Source organism: Parendozoicomonas sp. 2304DJ65-17, assembly GCF_058148445.1.
In genome coordinates this window covers 265,247-281,298 of the sequence record NZ_JBYVJV010000004.1, presented here as the reverse complement: position 1 = coordinate 281,298, position 16,052 = coordinate 265,247, and the positions used below count along the sequence as shown (strand labels likewise).

Genomic DNA, 16,052 nt, shown 5'->3' with positions numbered 1-16,052 from the left:
TGGTTTTTTATGGGGCTCAGACCGTGGTAGTTTTACAGTTAATAATCGAGTCATGGTTGGCTCGTTGATGGAATATCAGGTTGGCATAAATCCATGGAGATGAATTTGCGCGACTGGCTGGTCATTATTGGCGTTCTGGTGGTGCTGGGTGTACTGGCAGACGGATTGCGTCGTATGTGGCTGGCCCGCCGAAAGGAAAATGAACTCAGCTTTGGGCTGGAAGATGTTCAGGGTCAGGGAGATGACTTCGGCAGCGAGCTGCCAAACGGTGGTGCTCGCCTGCGTGAACAGGGCGAAGAATCTGAGCTTCAGTTTCAGGATGACAGTCCGGTACGTGCCGAACCTTTTATTTCTGAGCCTGAACCTAATCGCATTGAAGAACCAGTAATGGTTGATATGGTTTCTACGCCACGTGTCGTGGCTGAGGAGTCTGAGGAATTACAACCAGTTATTGCACCGGAAAGACATCAGCCTGCACCTGTAGAAAAAGCAGCCAGTGAGCCGCCAACACCAGCTCCAGAAAAGCGTCTTGCGCCAAAGACTGAAGACATTACTCTGAGTGAGCCAGAAGTTGTCGATAATAAGGTTCTTCCCGGTCAGCAAGCTCTGGCCTTGGATGAGCCGGTTCCGGTACTGATGGATATGGATGACTCTCATCTGCAGGATGATTTCTCCAGCCCGGCTGTTGAACCTGCCAGAAAACCATCTGAGCGTATTCGTTCACGCCAGCCAGTGAATACTTCGTTTTCTGCCGAGAAAGCCGAGCCTGTTCTCAAAGCGGAAAAGCCAAAGAGGCCAGAACCTCGTCGTAAGGTGAAGAGTCGTGAACCTGTAGAGCTAGTTGCTGAACGGGATATTGAGCCCCCAGTAACTCCTTCTCAGGAAGAGCACCACATCAGCTCCGAGGTAATGGAAGAGGTTCTGGTCATTAATGCCTTAGCTCCTGAAGGTCAGCCTTTCCCCGGTGATCAGCTTTTGAAAATTTTTCAGGAAGAAGGCCTCCGGTTTGGCGATATGAATATTTTCCATCGCCATGTTCAGGAAGATGGCAGCGGCCAGGTACTATTCAGTGTTGCTAACGGCGTGGAGCCGGGCACTTTTGATCTGAAATCCATGGAAAGGTCATCCACGCCAGCTCTGAGTTTCTTTATGGGGTTGCCCGGGCCAGAACAGCCTCAGCAAGCGCTTCGGATACTGGTAGAAGCTGTTGATCATTTGTCCCGGGAGTTAGGTGGTATATTGCGGGATGAACAGCACAGTGTGCTGACGGTTCAAACCCTTGAACATTACCGCCAGCGAATCAGTGACTTTGAGCGTCGCCAGTTGGCGCATCGGAATAAGTCTACAACGCGGGTATAACCCGCGCTTTTTCTATTTGTTTTCTTACCTTTGACAGCCTGATAATCTCAGGCTGTTGAGTTTTCTTTTCGGCAGTTGCCATGTCCATTGATCATCAAACCCAAGCTATTCAAAAGCAAGCCATTCAAAGCGAAATTGCCAGCCTGAAAGATGAGATTCGTCTGCACAATCATCGGTATTATGTGTTGGATGATCCTTCCGTACCCGATGCTGAATATGATCGTTTGCTCAACAGGTTGAAGGCTCTCGAAGCTGACAATCCAGAACTGGTAACTATTGATTCTCCAACTCAACGTGTCGGTGCAACACCGCTGGCCAGCTTTGGTCAGATCCGCCATGAGCTTCCCATGCTGTCGCTTGATAATGCTTTCAGCGATGAAGATATGGATGACTTTAACCGTCGAATTACCGACCGGTTAAAGACGACAGATGATATAGAGTTTGCCTGTGAGCCAAAACTTGATGGTATTGCCGTAAGTCTGCTCTATGAAGATGGCAAGCTTGTGCGTGGTGCAACTCGTGGAGATGGCACAACCGGTGAAGATATTACCCAGAATGTGCGCACTATTCCTTCTATTCCGTTAACCCTTTTGGGGGAAGGCTGGCCAACACGCCTTGAAGTTCGCGGCGAAATTTATATGCCTCGCGCCGGTTTTGACAAGCTGAATGAAGATGCCCGCAAAAAAGATGAGAAGACTTTTGTAAACCCTCGCAATGCTGCGGCGGGAAGTCTTCGTCAGCTGGATTCCCGTATTACTGCAACCCGACCTCTGGAAATGTGCTGTTACAGCGCAGGTTTGGTAGAGGGGGGGGAACTTCCGGATGTTCATGGTGAAACCCTTAAGTGTTTCAAAGAGTGGGGTTTGAAAATCAATCCAGAAATGGAGATTGTTAAAGGTGTTACAGCCTGCGTTGCCTACTACGGCAAACTGGCAGAAAAGCGTGACAGTCTTCCTTACGAAATTGATGGCATTGTTTACAAGGTGAATAACTTTGCTTTGCAGGAGCAGCTTGGATTTGTTGCCCGTGCTCCCCGCTGGGCGATTGCCCGTAAGTTCCCGGCCCAGGAAGAGATGACGGAACTTCTTGATGTTGATTTCCAGGTTGGCCGAACTGGTGCCATTACTCCGGTAGCACGTTTAAAACCTGTGTTTGTTGGTGGTGTGACTGTCAGTAACGCCACTCTGCACAATATGGATGAAGTGGAACGGCTGGGCGTTCATGTTGGCGATACAGTAATTATCCGCCGTGCAGGTGATGTGATTCCACAGATTGTTCGGGTTGTTGAAGAACGTCGTCCGTCGTCTGCTAAAGAGATTGCTCTGCCAGAACAGTGCCCGATTTGCGACTCTGAAGTTGAGCGCAGTGAAGAGGAAGCGGTTGCCCGTTGTACTGGTGGTTTGTTCTGTCAGGCTCAGCGCAAAGAGGCCATTAAACATTTCTCTTCCCGTAAAGCGCTGGACGTTGATGGTCTTGGCGATAAGCTGGTTGAACAGCTTGTCGATAAAGAACTCATTAAAACTATTGCTGATCTGTTCCGCCTGACCGTGGAGCAACTGGTGCGTCTGGAACGCATGGGTGAGAAATCTGCCAAGAACCTTCTTGCCGCGCTGGATGCCAGTAAAAAAACAACACTGGCCCGGTTTATCTATTCACTGGGTATTCGCGAAGTCGGTGAGGCAACTGCTGCCAGTCTCGCTTCTCATTACGGGGATCTTCCCGCACTGCTGGAAGCGGATGAGGAAGCTCTGCAGGAAGTGGATGATGTCGGCCCCATTGTTGCCAAACATATCGCTTTGTTTTTCCGTCAGGAACATAACCTTGAGGTGATCGAACAACTTCGTGCCGTAGGTATCGAGTGGCCTGTTGTTGAGGTAAATAAAGAAGCCGCTGCCGAATTGCCTTTGGCAGGGCAAACCTGGGTGTTAACCGGAACCTTGTCTTTAATGACTCGTGATCAGGGTAAAGCTCATCTTCAACAATTGGGCGCCAAAGTTGCTGGTTCTGTTTCCGCCAAAACTACAGGTCTGGTTGCCGGTGAAAAAGCGGGTTCCAAGCTGACCAAAGCCCAGAATCTTGATGTGCCGGTTAAGGATGAGCAGGCATTTGTGGAGATGCTCAAGGAATACGGAGTCGAATTGTAATATGCGCAGCGCACGATTATTTCAGATAGTTGTTCTGGTGGCAGTCACCCTTGGGCTCACTGGCTGTGCATCGACAACGCCACCGCAGAAACCTCATAATCTGTGCGCTGTATTTAAAGAGAAACCGTCCTGGCATCGGGCGGCTAAAAAAGCCAGCAAACGCTGGGGAACACCGGTACAGGTGATGATGGCGATAATGTATCAGGAATCCAGCTATCGTCATGATGTGCGGCCGCCCCGGCCATGGTTTTTATTTATTCCTTTGCCTCGTAACAGTTCTGCCTATGGCTATGCTCAGGCTCAGGATGGCACTTGGGATATGTACCTGAGGGAAGTTGATCCCTGGTTTGCTGACCGGGATGACTTTGAAGATGCTATCGACTTTATTGGCTGGTACACCTACAAATCCAGAGAGAAAAATGGTGTTTCTCTCTGGCATGCGGATAAGCAGTACCTGAATTATCACGAGGGGTGGGGCGGTTATGCCCGTGGCAGCCACAATAGCAAAAAGTGGCTGCTAAGTGTTGCTACGAAAGTGAAGTGGCGTGCCAGTGAGTACGGTGAACAGCTCAGGCGCTGTAATCTGTAGCCTCTTTTATTCATTGGCTTGCTGAATCTGTTCCTGAAGAAGTGAATTCATGCGAGCCATGCTTCTTGTCACTCTCATACCTTCTTCAAAAAGCAAGCTGGCAGCTTCACTGTCGATAACCCAGACCACATTTTTATGGTTTTGTAGAAAGCTGGCAGGCAAAAGCGGGGTGACCGCCTCTAAAATGGCTTTTTGAACCGCACTGGCTTTTCCACTTCCCCAAGCCACGATGACTATCGAATCTGCATCTAGAATATCGGCAATGCCCAGCGTGCGGGCATGGGTGGGAACAGCACTAATATTGTTATCGAAAAAACGGCTATTGGCCTCACTGGTGGCGATTGCAAGTTTCACCACTCTTGCCCCTGTGTCTGCTGTGAGTGTTTGGTCGGGCTCGTTAAAACCAATATGGCCATTGGGGCCGATGCCAAGAAGTTGCAGATGGCGAGGGTAGGCTTCCAGTAGTTTGTTAATACGAAGGATTTCTTCGCCATCTTCGCCATCTTCGCCTTTTTCGCCTTCTTCGTCATCAGTGAGTGGCCCGGATCCAAAAATGTGAGTCTGGTTTTCAGGTAATCCTATGGCCTCAAAAAGCTGTTTCTTCATGAATTCTTTATAAGTTTGTTCATGACCCTCTTCCAGGTTGACGTATTCATCCAGATTGACGGTATTTAAACCTGTGGTGGTGAAGTTCCCTTTCTTATAAGCCTTAACCAGATTTTTATAAACCGGAATTGGGGAGCTTCCCGTTGCCATCCCAAAGGTTGTGCCCTGCCCGGATCTTGTTCTTCTTTTTTGCAGGTTAACCATCCAGCTGCTCACTAATTCGCCACCGGTTTCCTTATCGGTAATAAAAACGTTTTGCTTGTTGATGGTGTGGCGGGAAACTTTTTCTTTGAGCTTTTCTGGAACTCTCCAATTATTCTTTCTCGTTTTGGAGGTGGTTGGCATGGCAGCGGCCTGGTGGATGGAAGGTTTGTCGTCACTCCTTAATCTCATTCTAGTGGTAAATTGCTCTGACTCCTGAAAACGTTCCATTGCGATTCCAACTGCTTCTGCGGGCTCTTTTCCCGCAAACCCCAAAGTTGGAATGAGTAACAGAAAAGCAGTGAAAAGCCTGAGTAATACTGGAGACATTGGCCTGACCTCGGAGAGTACCGGCCTGAAACATAGCAGAGGCTTTAGAAGTAATAGTTGTATTCAGGCGATACCGATATCACCGGCAGGAACAATATTGGCGCTTTCGGTCAGGTCATCCCAGACGATGACTGCGCTGCCATTGCGCAATTGCTCAAGAACCTGTGCGGTGCGCACAGTGAGCTCAGTGTCATCACCATTGTCTGTGCCGTGGCGGGATACAAACTCAATAACGAGGTTTTGCAGGGTTGGCTGTTCTAGTTGTTGCCAGGGAATAATCATATTTGCAGTCAATAAAAAGAAGAAAGGCCCAGTGTATCACCGAGCCTTGCTGGAAATCAGGGGTTATCAGGGAGATTCCGGGGAGACGATCCGAGTGTATAGCTCTTGTACGACTTCGCTGGTTTCTGCCAGCTGCTTGCTTGAGCGACGGAATGCGTAATCCGCAAGATGACTGGTTTCATCCATGTAGCTAAGGCCAGGAACTTCCTGTCCTTCCAATACTATTGAGCCGGGTTCGGTAAAGGCCATATATTCACTGGCTTTCTGTGGGGTAATCTGAACCAGCTTCTGGTTGCTCAGGAATAACCCTTTACTGGCTTTCTGCTCCAGAAAAATACGTTCACCGGGATTAATGGTCACATTCACAGAAGACCAGTTTTCTCCTTTAGAGTGCAGCGCATACCGGCCTGCTTTAAGGGGCAGTGCAATATATTCGTAATGACGGGTATAGCCAGCCAGGTTTTCGGGCTCTTTGCCATTCAGATAAACTTCGAAGCGATTGAATACACCGGTGAAGTGGGGACGCATAACAAAAATCAGTGTGTCGGCATCCTCTGGAATGGCGGGAACAGGGGCGGTTTCCGGAGCAGCGGGAGCGGGAATCGCTGTTTCAATTTCAGAAGGTAGTAATTTCTGAACATCGTCAGGCAGTAACGACAGTGTATATAGAGCACCGTCAGCTGCTAAGCCTCCCGCTGTACTGGCCGTTTCCGTAGTGGTGTTGCGCACATTTTCCGGAATGGCATCGCGGGTAGCTTTCAAACCTTTGATCACCAGCTTGGAGCTTTCATCAAAAGTCCAGTACACGCCACGGCCAGCGGCTTTGGCCACATCCAGCACTGGTTTGGTAATTGAGGAAAGGCCTGCTGCTTCACTCCCTTTTTCAGGGGTTGATGAGCAGCCAGAGGCTATCAGTAAGGAAGCAGTGACAACCACTGCAGTCAGTGATTTCATCATTCTTTTTTATTCTTATGATTGATTATTGGCTGTAGTCGCTCGTCACCTACTGTGACTGATTCGCTTATCTTACACAAGTTGCAGCCAGAGAACCCTGACTGCAGCGCAATCAGTGATCTGCCTCTATGGCAAATACTTCAAAGCCTGTTTCGGTCACCCGCCAGCGAATATTGTATTCCCAGAGCAATACTCCGTAATCCTCTCGTGGGCGTTTCTTCAAATAAGCCGGGCGTGGATCCTGACTTAAAACCTCAACAATCAATTGCTGCAAAGGCTGACCATTCTTTTCTTCAAAATGACGGCAAAGTTCTAAAGCCTGGTCAGTAAACCTGACAGGGTGGTTGTCAGGCTCCGTAGGAGCAAAACCCGCCTCGGCATTATCAACGCTGTCTGCCCAGGGCAGGTAGGGTTTGATATCTACCACGGGCGTTTTATCAAGCAGGTCTATTCCTGAAAGTTCCAGCCACACCTGACCATTCTTCTGGTGAATGCCTTCCAGTTTGACCAGCGAAAGGCCTAACGGGTTTGGCCGGTGGGTAGAGCGTGTGGCAAACACGCCAACTCTTTTGGCACCGCCCAGTCTTGGTGGGCGAACCGTTGGGCGCCAGCCGTCATTCTGGGTCTGGTGAAAGAGGAACTGTATCCATAAGTGACTGAAAGCTTCCAGGCCTGCCACTGCTTCTGGGCAGTTGCTTTCTCCAGTCAGTTCCAGCCTTGCACGGGCGCTGGCGGCCAGCCCCGGCTGCCGGGGGATGCCGAATTTTTCCCGATAGCAGGAACGAATAATACCAACAGGGTTAATAGTGCAGGAATGTTCAGACACAACAGGCTCACAATATGGTTATGAAGGCAGCGTAACGAACACTGTGAGTGGCTGCAATTGTCGGTTTTCACAACACTTTCCCAAACAGGAGGAGCACAAGTTAGCGACACTGCTCAGGCTGTTATGAACCAGTCATCTCCATTATCAGTCAATTACGTGGATGGGAACCTGTTTAGACATGGGATGCCAGGCGGCACGCTGGTCTTAATAGGATGCTTGAATGGAGCAGGCGCGTGCCGCTCACAGACTGCTGGAGAAAGCAAAATGCAAAAAGTAGAAAAGATGAGTTTCCTTGGGTACGCGGGAGAGAGCGGCCCGGAGTGGGAAAAGTTTCAGGGGAATAGACACAAGCTGTTCGGCCACCACCGCCCTTATACTGCGGTAGTCTGTGAGCCAGAAGTCAAAAGCTCTATTGTGGGTGATGTTGTGAAGTGGTTTGGTGGCATATGCCCATCACTTTTTTCCAAGCCTGAAGAAAAGAAGCTTGAAGGCCGTGAAGCTACGGTTGCTAATGCAATGGGTACCTTTGTTAAAGTACGGAGCAACCATGATGCGATGCTGGAAGAAGTTTATAAAACTCTTACAGAGGCCAAGCTTAGCCGTCAGTTCAATGTAGGTGGTGTTAGCAGGCAGCTGGTTAGTAAAAACGGACCCTACCGTTCGTTACTCATAGCGCTGGGTGTTGATGAGAAGACGTTAGACTTTTTGAGACGTAATCAAGGTGATATGACTCAACTGAGAAGCCCGGAGCGTGAACAATACCTGAAAGCTGTGATTGTACTGGCAATGGAAACCAATGCCCTGAGAACTCTTGCGGCTAGAAATGAGAAAAAAGAAGTCATTGGTGTGATCTCACTGGCAAAGGCTGTTCACACTGCGCTGACCTCGGTTAAAGCAAATGATATGGATAGCCTGCAAGAGGTTCTGGCAGATGAGGAGTTGACACAAAAATTCTTTGCAGAGCTGCTTGGTGACAAGCACTATCGTGGCAAACTCTCTGATGCTATTCGTCTGGAAATTGGTAAGCGTGGTGTGGAGGCAATGCAAACCGCAGCGCCTGCTGTGACTGAAACTATGGACGCGACCCTGAGAGATTTGTATACCCACAGTTATATACAAATGCAGCTGGCCGCCAAAAAACAAGAGCGGGATCTGAAGAAGGTAGGTCGCGAGGATGAAGCCACTATCAAAGGTATGCTGGCAGAGCTGAAAGATCCAACAAAAAAAGAAAATATGGATCTGGCAGAGGTGCGTGATGGTCTCTGCACCATGGGTATGGATGTACCTTCCCAGGTTATGATGACAGCACACCTCTGTGTGGATCATAAAGACTTTGTGAGTGTAGCAAGGCAGGATGGTGAGAACCCCTATGAAGCTGAAACTCCACCCAATAAGCTGTACAAGCAACTACGGGATAAAAACTCCCTGCTTGGTGATCTGACCAGCCCTCCTGCAGAAGAAGATGACTGTATGGATTTTGCGCCTAGCCGTAAGTGTCACCTTTCTGCTCTTCATGAAACGGGTGATGCTGGCTTTGGTAATTGCTTTGATATTGCCCGAACCCGAGCTCTTATGTATCTGACAGGAGATCGGGTAGATCTTGGTCGTTTGATGACTGAGATCGTTAAGGTAGCGCAAGATGCACCTCAAGGTTCTGCTATGAGTTCTGCTGCTAAGAAGATGGTGAGCCATCTGGCCAAGCCTAATGTGAACGTTCTGGTTAAAGAGCCAGGTGGTCAATTGGTTCCTAATGGTGTACTCCAGGAGCGTGAACGCACTGAAAAGGATGTTATCAGCCATTTATGTGGGTCACTGCAAAACACAGACAATCTTGTGGTTCTTTATCGAGCTCTTTTGGCAATGGCTAAACAAGAGCTGGTTAAGCCAGAAGAAGGCGCTACTGAACTTACTGAGCCCGCCAAGCAGACTAACGCCAGCATTGTGAATGCAAGACATATGCTGGGGGTTATGCAGTGCTGCGTGAGCCCTGAATGTCATAAGGAATTCTTCAAGGTTAGCCTGAGTGAGCGCCAGGTGCGTCCAATGCTGAAGGCCAGAAGAAGAAAGCTTGTTGCCAGTGGTTCTGATAGCAGCACGGCAACACCAAAAGTACCTGTGACAGATCGCAAGGTTACTGAGGCGAAGACTGGTTCTGAGGATATGGAGCACGATGGGCTGAAGGTGACATCTCAGGAGAAACCTACTTCAAGCGCTGGCACTTCAGATACTCCAATGGAAGAAGAGTTGATGATTGGTGAAGCTGATGACGAAGAAATGGAAGAGGTTGATTCTGGCACAGCTAATGCTAACCCAGCTGAAAGGCTGCAGAAAATTATTGATAAGCGAACTGCTGAGAAACAGGCTGAAATAGAAAGGCTGCAGCGTGAGCTTAAAGAGGCGAAAGCAAAGCAGGAAAGTTCTGAAGCAGAAGCTAGAAGGCTGCATTCGCTTCGCCGGTCGGGCACAGCATCTGGGCAAGAGCCTTCCGAGGAGCAGAAAAAGCTGCAGGCGGCTGTAGAAGAAGTTGCTCAAAAGCTGGAAGAGGCTGAAGGTCAGCTAAAGGCTAATCAGTTAGCATCTGAGCAGGCGACCACAAAAGTTCAGACTCTGGAACAGCAGGTTTCTGACTACGAAGAGAAATTCAAGAGTAAAGAGACAGCTCACAATGAGCTCTCTTCCAAACTTGAAGCTAAAGAGAAAGAGCTTGAACGTTTGATGAGGAGTCAGGCAGCAAACGAGAGAGCGGTTACTTCAGCAAGAGAGAAGGCACAGGGAGAGGTTTCGCAGTTGCAGGCTCAACTGCAAACTTCTAATGAGAGCCTGGAAGCTCAGAAGAAAGCTCTTGAAGATAAGAAAGCTGAATTTGAAGCTCGTGCTAACGCTGAAATTGAAAAGGTGCGTACGGATCTTCAGAGCCTGCTTGACGAGCGTGCAAAGGAACTTGAGCATGTTAAGAGTGAGCGCACCCGAGAGAAGGAAGAGTATGAGCTTAGACTTCAGAAGATGCAGGAAGAGCTTGAAGCGGCAAGAGCTAGCAGAAAGCGTTCTCGTGTTATTGAGTCGGAAGATGAAGGGTTTGAACCTGCACTTAGGCGCGCAGCTGTTGAAGACACTACCACTGGTCGACCACTCGTTACCCTGGAAACCCTGACCTCTGAGCAGGACGAAGATCCGGCTCATGACCCCGTAATGGTTGTTACAGAAGAAACAACTCATAATGGTGTGAGTGGGGAAGAGCTTATTACCACTGGCGAAATGGAAGATTCACCTCCTCCTTCTCCATCCATACTGACTCCTCTGCCAGTAAATGGTAGTGAGATGGAAGTTGGGGATGTGGTTACATCAACTTCGCACCCAGACTCTGTGCCACTGACTGTTGATCTCACAACACCAGATAGTGTCACTGTAATTCCGGAAGGTAGTTCTGGAAGCAGTGAGGTTGTCATGGGTGAAATTTCGAGTGAGGTGGAAGTACCTACTGTATCCAACCCTAATCTAAGTGAGTTTGATGAGGCGCACCCTCGACAGGTGTTCACTGATACACAGACCTTGGATTTTGTAACACGTGAGCCTAGAACTTATCGTGAAGGATCTGTGCCTTTGGCGTTCGGTGGTACTGTGAACACTTCAACATTTAATGAGGACTCGGCTCAGTTCGAAGCTGTACTTACAAAGCGTAGAACTGAGGAAAACAGGCGTCAGTTTGACCTGGACAACCCCAGACAAACTTTCACTGTTACTCAGAGAATGGGTGACGATGTTGAGCCGGTTACAAGAAGTACTCGTGAAACCTCTGTGCCGTTGGAGCTGAAAGGGTCTGTAGACACAACGAACTTTAAGAGTGATTCTGAGAAGTTTACTGAAGCACTTACACAACGTAAGACAGAGGCGAATAAGCGTCAGTTTGATCAGAGTTACCCAAGGCAGACTTTCACGAATACTCAGCATATGGATATTGACCCTGTGCGGGTTTCAAGAAGTGATCGTGAAGGCTCTATGCCTCTGACTCTGAATGGAGAGACTCCAAACCTTACGACACTGCAATCTGATGTGTCTGGTTTGAACTTCCGTGGTGAAGATTTTGGACGCAAATCCAGAAGTCGTGAGCGCACTCCTGTAGATGATCGTGAACGTTTCCGTTCTCGTTCGCCTCTCAATCCTGAAAGGCGTGGAAGCGAATCATCATCAAGTTCTGATGATGTGACAGTGGACCATCCGATAGGTGCTAGACGCGGACGTAAAGGCGGAAGCAACAAGGGCAGTCGCCGTAGTAGTGTTGCTAGCAATCACTCGAACGAAAGTACCTCATCAGGCTTCTACAGTAGTGGACGACCTAAAAGAAGAACAAGCCCGAAAGAAGGGGCTTACGCCAAGTTCTTCAATGATGATGTTTAAGTAAGTGTTATTGAGGGGGCCATCTGGCCCCTTTTTAATAATTAAGATGAAAGCGTATTCACTGCTTTCTTTATACGGTTAACAGCTTCTTCCAGTTGTTGGCGAGGGCAGCCAAAGTTAAGTCGCACATAATTTGGATCACCAAACGGCGCACCGGCAGATAAGCCAACACCATGTTCTTCAAAAAACGACTGTGGCTTCTTAACTCCCGGAAGTTTGCACTCGATCCAGGCAAGGTAAGTTGCCTGGTGGACTGTCATGGTTAATCCGGGAATGCTATTGATCTGCTCCATCAGATAGTCGTGATTGCTACGCAGATGTTCCAGTAAGGACTGACGCCAGGGTTCTCCGCTGCGGTAAGCAGCTTCGGCAGCTGCGAAGCCAAAGATCATATTATCCGGATCGGGAACGATGCCTTTGCGGGTTCTGCGGAAACGTTCGCGCAGCTCTGGATTCGGGATAACAGCATAAGCACATCCAAGCCCAGCGAGATTAAATGTTTTGGACGGAGACATAAGGGTAATTGAGTTGTCTCGTGCATAGTCGCTGATTGTCGCATAAGGGATATGGCGACTGTCGCGATCCAGTATCAGGTCGCAATGCACTTCATCGGAGCAGACAACGAGCTGGTGCTTTTTGCAGAACCGTTCCAGTCGTTCCAGTTCTTCCCGGGTAAGAACGCGGCCATTTGGGTTTTGCGGGTTGCACAGCATAAAGATTTTGGTGTCTTTATTAACATTCTGTTCCAGCCAGTCCCAATCCAGCTCCCAGTAACCGTCTTCTTTTTTGTGCCAGAAAATCTGCAGCATCTGTCGGTTGCCAAGAGCGGGAGCCGTTAAAAACGGGTAGTAAACCGGGCAGGGCACAGCAACGAATTCACCTTCTTTGGCGCAGGTCCGCACAGAAATATTGAGTGCGCATACCAGGCCGGGCAGCCAGTCCAGCCATTCCTGTTCAATAGGCCAGTCGTAAAGATTGTTGAGGCGTTCAACCACAACCTGTTCAAGGCTTTCCGGAGGGCGGGTATAGCCAAATACGCCATGGTTTACTCTGTCGTGCAGGGCGGCAATCACTTCCGGAGGAGACTGGAAGTCCATATCGGCGACCCACATTGGCAGGATATCCTGTTCCTTATACTTGTCCCACTTCAGGCTCGAAGTGCCTCTACGATCAATGTTTTCGTTGAAAAGGGTGCTGGTCATGGCGTATCCAGTGCTATTCGTGTTATCAGCCTATGACCGGATTGTAGAGAGGCAGGCTGGGAGAGGCCAGAGTTTTAGATGCTGTTGGCGTGAGGTTGTATCTGGTACGGCCCGCATTGTTTGTCACAGGCCGCCAGATATTATTCATTATGCAGGAGTCAGGCTGGATAAGGCTCCAGTTAAAAGAAACTCATCAGCGAGCTGTTGCTGGTTTCCTCGGGCAATAATACGGCCTTGTTTCTGTTCCAGCTGGTACTCGTACATAGGGTCGTAATAATCCCTGAGCAGGGCTGCGATCCAGTCCCGGTGGCGGGATGGTTCTTCCCCTCGTTTTTGCTGTTCCAGAGCTTCTTCCATCATGGATCGATACTCCTGATGGCGGGCGCCACCAAGACGTTTGCGAATACGATCAATGCTGGCGAGCAGCTCTTCAGAGAAAATACTGAAGCCTTTTTCTTCTCCGTGAAGAGCCATGTTTTCCTTCAGGTTCTGGCCAATATATTCTTCAAAGGTAATCTGAACCCGTGTTTCCAGATCTTCCACCAGCAACAGAATGGGGGCGGTCTCCATCTTGGCTTTCAGCGTTGGCGGCAAACAGCAGCGGCCGATCAACTTGCTTTCATCCTCTAAAAGAAAGGTATTGATACCCTTATCCCGAAGCTTCAGCAGGTTGATGGCAAGATTGTTTTCAAAGTCGATTTGTGTTGGCTGACCGCCAACCCGGCGACCAAAGCTTGACCCCCTGTGGTTAGCCAGCCCTTCCAGGTCAATATGGTCAGGGAAACGTGTCAGTAGGCGGGTTTTTCCTGTGCCGGTTTTGCCGCCAAGAATAATAAAACGACATTGGTCAATAGATTCTTCAAGGTAATCTAGCAGCCAGTTTCGCAGGGCTTTGTAGCCTCCGGTTACAAGGGGGTAGCTCACGCCTTCTTCTTTCAGCCAGGACTGAACCATGTGGGAGCGCTCTCCGCCCCGGAAGCAATAGATGTATCCCTCAGAATGCTGCTGAGCGAACTCAATCCAGCTTTGGGTTCTTTCATCGCGGGTATCTCCGGCAACCAGCTGGTGGCCGAGTTCAACTGCGGCATCGTGTCCGTTGCGTTTGTAGCAGGTGCCTACCTGAGCCCTTTCCTGATCGTTCAACAAAGGTGAATTGGTACTTTGGGGAAAAGCCCCTTTGTTGTATTCAATGGGGGCGCGTACATCCAGCAGGGGGATGTCTTCCAGAAACAGGCGGCGGTAGTCGCTAGTGTTGGGGCGCGTATCTGTCATTCCGTTTACTTAGTGCTCAGCTGGCGCAAAGTTGTGAAGTCTAACAGAGTGTGGGGCAGAGCAGAAAACCCGGAGTATCCCTACTCCGGAATATTTACCTGAACTTAGCCTTGTAAGAGCGGGCGGCGAAGAACATCGGCCTTCAGGCGCAGGCTTGGGAGTTGTTTTTGTGGGGTGGCTAGCCCAAGAGTTCGCGCAATGGGTTTGATGACCCAGGGTTCGATAACGGTGTCACTCGTAAGGCTCATAATGTCAAACATGTTGGCGATTATCACACCATCTCCCATTGGGTCTAGAACCTTGTTGAAAGAGCGCTTCCAAACGCGGCCGCCAGGCATGTAAAGCGATGCGGCTTCGGCAGCTCCCTTCAGAGTCACGGCTACAGCAAAAGCTGTACCGATTCGGGCTATACGAGCCACGGAAGAGTTTTCATCACCTACCAGGCCGTTGACGGCTTTCTGAAGACCGAAGCCAAGACTGGCACCAGCTGCTTCTGCGGCCATAAAGGTTGATGTTGCCTTATAGGTCATGTTGTTAACATTCAGGGAACCCTTGTTTCTGAACTGGACTAAGCCGGACCCGGCAGCCATAACACCTGCTGACAGAAGTTCACCCCAGGTTTTGCTGCCAGTCATATCGGCTATAAAGTCCGAGGTTAGTTCGCGCACATTGTATGTGACAGTGACAGCCATGGAGTTGGTCAGAAAGTTATGTCCCCAAGCTTTTTTGTCGCTGGATCCGGGCTTGTAGTCTGAGTACTTGGAAAGAAGTGCCATTATGGTTGAGCTGAGCACAATCTGGCTGGCCTGTGCAGACCAGGCTATGGTCTCGTCACTCCAGTCAGTAAGGTCGTGGCCAATGGATGCAATCGTTTTCTGGAGGGTTGTGCTCAGAGTGTTGGTTGTGCTGCTTAATGTGTACAGGCTGACGATATCGCCCCACTCTGTAGCACTGACAATATCCACATTGCCTGAGTACATGCCTCGTGACGCAAGTCCCATCAATGCAGTACTGGCAAGATCTGGAAGGGTATCTGCAAAGCTGGTTCTTTGTTCTCTTTGGGTGCGTCCAAGAGCTGCCGAGCCGAGAGTGCTGATGGCTTCACCAGTGCCAAATGCGGATAGCAGCATCCCCTGACGGAGATAATTACGAGGAATGCCTTTTTGGAGTACTTCCCTATTTACCGAGCCAAATTGAAAAGAATTTCCGTTATCTCTGCGCTGGTTTGCTTTATCAACGCCCTTCATAGACAGAAGGAAAAGTGCTCCGGTGGCAATATTGCTGACAGCTTTTATGGCCGGCGAGTCTAGGGGGACAGGTTTGAGGAATAGCTCTGTCCCTGCTTCATCTTTGCCGAGTTCAACCAGGTAATGAATTTTACCTTCGCCATCCACTTCTGTTGGTGTGCTGCGATGTGTCTGACTGTTAAGAATGACTTCCAGCAGTGCGTCTTTCAATTGATCGGGTTTGCTCACCATCAGCTCATGGCTGATTCGCAGATGAAGCCTGCCATCGTCATCGGCTGAAAGTTGTGCTCCGTTGGAGGTGATCTGTGTAGCTTCAGGGAGGATAACCGGAGTGGGCTCAGGTGGTTCCTGTTCAGCCATGGTTATGGCCGGGCTGGCAAGGAGAAGTGCTGAGAGCGGAGCCAGCAGATGCCTGGTTCTGTTTAACATGCTCATAATAAGTTGCCCTGTTTCCTCTTATTGGTCTCATTTCAAGTGCTTTCACCAGACAGAACCGGTAAAAACTTTACGAACGGATACACAAAATGGTTATGGGATTACCCAGAGTATTGTTGGGCTGATTCTTCCTGACCCAGACCTTTACAGGGGGGCAAGCTTAGATAACTTCCACCAACTTGCAGGAATATCTTTATCTGTTAAGGCTGG

Annotated in this window: 11 protein-coding genes; 4 read left to right on the top strand and 7 right to left on the bottom strand. The window is 49.4% G+C overall.

The genetic code is table 11. The features are described 5' to 3' along the window. The first annotated feature begins 93 nt into the window (after nucleotides 1-93). The 3 genes from zipA to ACY2RR_RS13245 all read left to right on the top strand — a co-directional run bounded on the left by zipA (nucleotide 94) and on the right by ACY2RR_RS13245 (nucleotide 4,092). Nucleotides 94-1,359 (top strand): cell division protein ZipA, encoded by a 1,266-nt coding sequence (zipA, locus tag ACY2RR_RS13255; protein ID WP_490108630.1) that lies wholly within the window; start codon nucleotides 94-96, stop codon nucleotides 1,357-1,359. Between the two features lie 80 nt (nucleotides 1,360-1,439). Then, entirely contained in the window at nucleotides 1,440-3,503 is a 2,064-nt protein-coding gene (ligA, locus tag ACY2RR_RS13250; RefSeq protein ID WP_490108629.1) for an NAD-dependent DNA ligase LigA, read from the top strand. A 1-nt stretch (nucleotide 3,504) separates the two neighbouring features. Continuing rightward, nucleotides 3,505-4,092: a transglycosylase SLT domain-containing protein gene (locus tag ACY2RR_RS13245; protein ID WP_490108628.1), complete on the top strand. Its 588-nt coding sequence runs from the start codon at nucleotides 3,505-3,507 to the stop codon at nucleotides 4,090-4,092. A gap of 6 nt (nucleotides 4,093-4,098) precedes the next feature. Here the strand turns inward: ACY2RR_RS13245 and ACY2RR_RS13240 are convergent, their stop codons facing one another. The 4 genes from ACY2RR_RS13240 to tsaA all read right to left on the bottom strand — a co-directional run bounded on the left by ACY2RR_RS13240 (nucleotide 4,099) and on the right by tsaA (nucleotide 7,291). After that, nucleotides 4,099-5,229 (bottom strand): glucosamine-6-phosphate deaminase, encoded by a 1,131-nt coding sequence (locus ACY2RR_RS13240; protein ID WP_490108627.1) that lies wholly within the window; start codon nucleotides 5,227-5,229, stop codon nucleotides 4,099-4,101. 63 nt (nucleotides 5,230-5,292) lie between these two features. Further along, nucleotides 5,293-5,511 carry a YheU family protein gene (locus ACY2RR_RS13235; protein WP_490108626.1) on the bottom strand — a complete coding sequence of 73 codons (219 nt, stop codon included), beginning with the start codon at nucleotides 5,509-5,511 and terminating at the stop codon, nucleotides 5,293-5,295. 66 nt (nucleotides 5,512-5,577) lie between these two features. Next, the gene (locus ACY2RR_RS13230; protein ID WP_490108625.1) at nucleotides 5,578-6,468 is read right to left on the bottom strand and encodes a hypothetical protein; all 891 of its coding nucleotides are present in this window, start codon (nucleotides 6,466-6,468) and stop codon (nucleotides 5,578-5,580) included. 109 nt (nucleotides 6,469-6,577) lie between these two features. Further along, nucleotides 6,578-7,291: a tRNA (N6-threonylcarbamoyladenosine(37)-N6)-methyltransferase TrmO gene (gene tsaA / locus ACY2RR_RS13225; protein WP_490108624.1), complete on the bottom strand. Its 714-nt coding sequence runs from the start codon at nucleotides 7,289-7,291 to the stop codon at nucleotides 6,578-6,580. Between the two features lie 264 nt (nucleotides 7,292-7,555). Between tsaA and ACY2RR_RS13220 the strand changes: the two genes are divergently transcribed. Further along, on the top strand, nucleotides 7,556-11,686 hold the full coding sequence (locus ACY2RR_RS13220; RefSeq protein ID WP_490108623.1) for a hypothetical protein: 4,131 nt from the start codon (nucleotides 7,556-7,558) through the stop codon (nucleotides 11,684-11,686). 41 nt (nucleotides 11,687-11,727) lie between these two features. Here the strand turns inward: ACY2RR_RS13220 and ACY2RR_RS13215 are convergent, their stop codons facing one another. The 3 genes from ACY2RR_RS13215 to ACY2RR_RS13205 all read right to left on the bottom strand — a co-directional run bounded on the left by ACY2RR_RS13215 (nucleotide 11,728) and on the right by ACY2RR_RS13205 (nucleotide 15,842). Then, entirely contained in the window at nucleotides 11,728-12,888 is a 1,161-nt protein-coding gene (locus tag ACY2RR_RS13215; protein WP_490108622.1) for a MalY/PatB family protein, read from the bottom strand. Nucleotides 12,889-13,035: 147 nt separating this feature from the next. Beyond that, complete coding sequence (gene mnmH / locus ACY2RR_RS13210) at nucleotides 13,036-14,160, bottom strand: tRNA 2-selenouridine(34) synthase MnmH (protein WP_490108621.1); 1,125 nt, start codon at nucleotides 14,158-14,160, stop codon at nucleotides 13,036-13,038. A 104-nt stretch (nucleotides 14,161-14,264) separates the two neighbouring features. Beyond that, complete coding sequence (locus ACY2RR_RS13205) at nucleotides 14,265-15,842, bottom strand: hypothetical protein (protein ID WP_490108620.1); 1,578 nt, start codon at nucleotides 15,840-15,842, stop codon at nucleotides 14,265-14,267. Between the last annotated feature and the right edge of the window lie 210 nt (nucleotides 15,843-16,052).

Excerpts from the sequence above, each read along its gene's own strand:
- ACY2RR_RS13245 (WP_490108628.1), top strand. The coding sequence starts at position 3,505 with ATGCGCAGCGCACGATTATTTCAGATAGTTGTTCTGGTGGCAGTCACC.
- ACY2RR_RS13240 (WP_490108627.1), bottom strand. The coding sequence starts at position 5,229 with ATGTCTCCAGTATTACTCAGGCTTTTCACTGCTTTTCTGTTACTCATT.
- mnmH (WP_490108621.1), bottom strand. The coding sequence starts at position 14,160 with ATGACAGATACGCGCCCCAACACTAGCGACTACCGCCGCCTGTTTCTG.
- ACY2RR_RS13205 (WP_490108620.1), bottom strand. The coding sequence starts at position 15,842 with ATGAGCATGTTAAACAGAACCAGGCATCTGCTGGCTCCGCTCTCAGCA.
- ACY2RR_RS13230 (WP_490108625.1), bottom strand. The coding sequence starts at position 6,468 with ATGATGAAATCACTGACTGCAGTGGTTGTCACTGCTTCCTTACTGATA.
- ACY2RR_RS13215 (WP_490108622.1), bottom strand. The coding sequence starts at position 12,888 with ATGACCAGCACCCTTTTCAACGAAAACATTGATCGTAGAGGCACTTCG.
- ACY2RR_RS13235 (WP_490108626.1), bottom strand. The coding sequence starts at position 5,511 with ATGATTATTCCCTGGCAACAACTAGAACAGCCAACCCTGCAAAACCTC.
- ACY2RR_RS13220 (WP_490108623.1), top strand. The coding sequence starts at position 7,556 with ATGCAAAAAGTAGAAAAGATGAGTTTCCTTGGGTACGCGGGAGAGAGC.
- zipA (WP_490108630.1), top strand. The coding sequence starts at position 94 with ATGGAGATGAATTTGCGCGACTGGCTGGTCATTATTGGCGTTCTGGTG.
- ligA (WP_490108629.1), top strand. The coding sequence starts at position 1,440 with ATGTCCATTGATCATCAAACCCAAGCTATTCAAAAGCAAGCCATTCAA.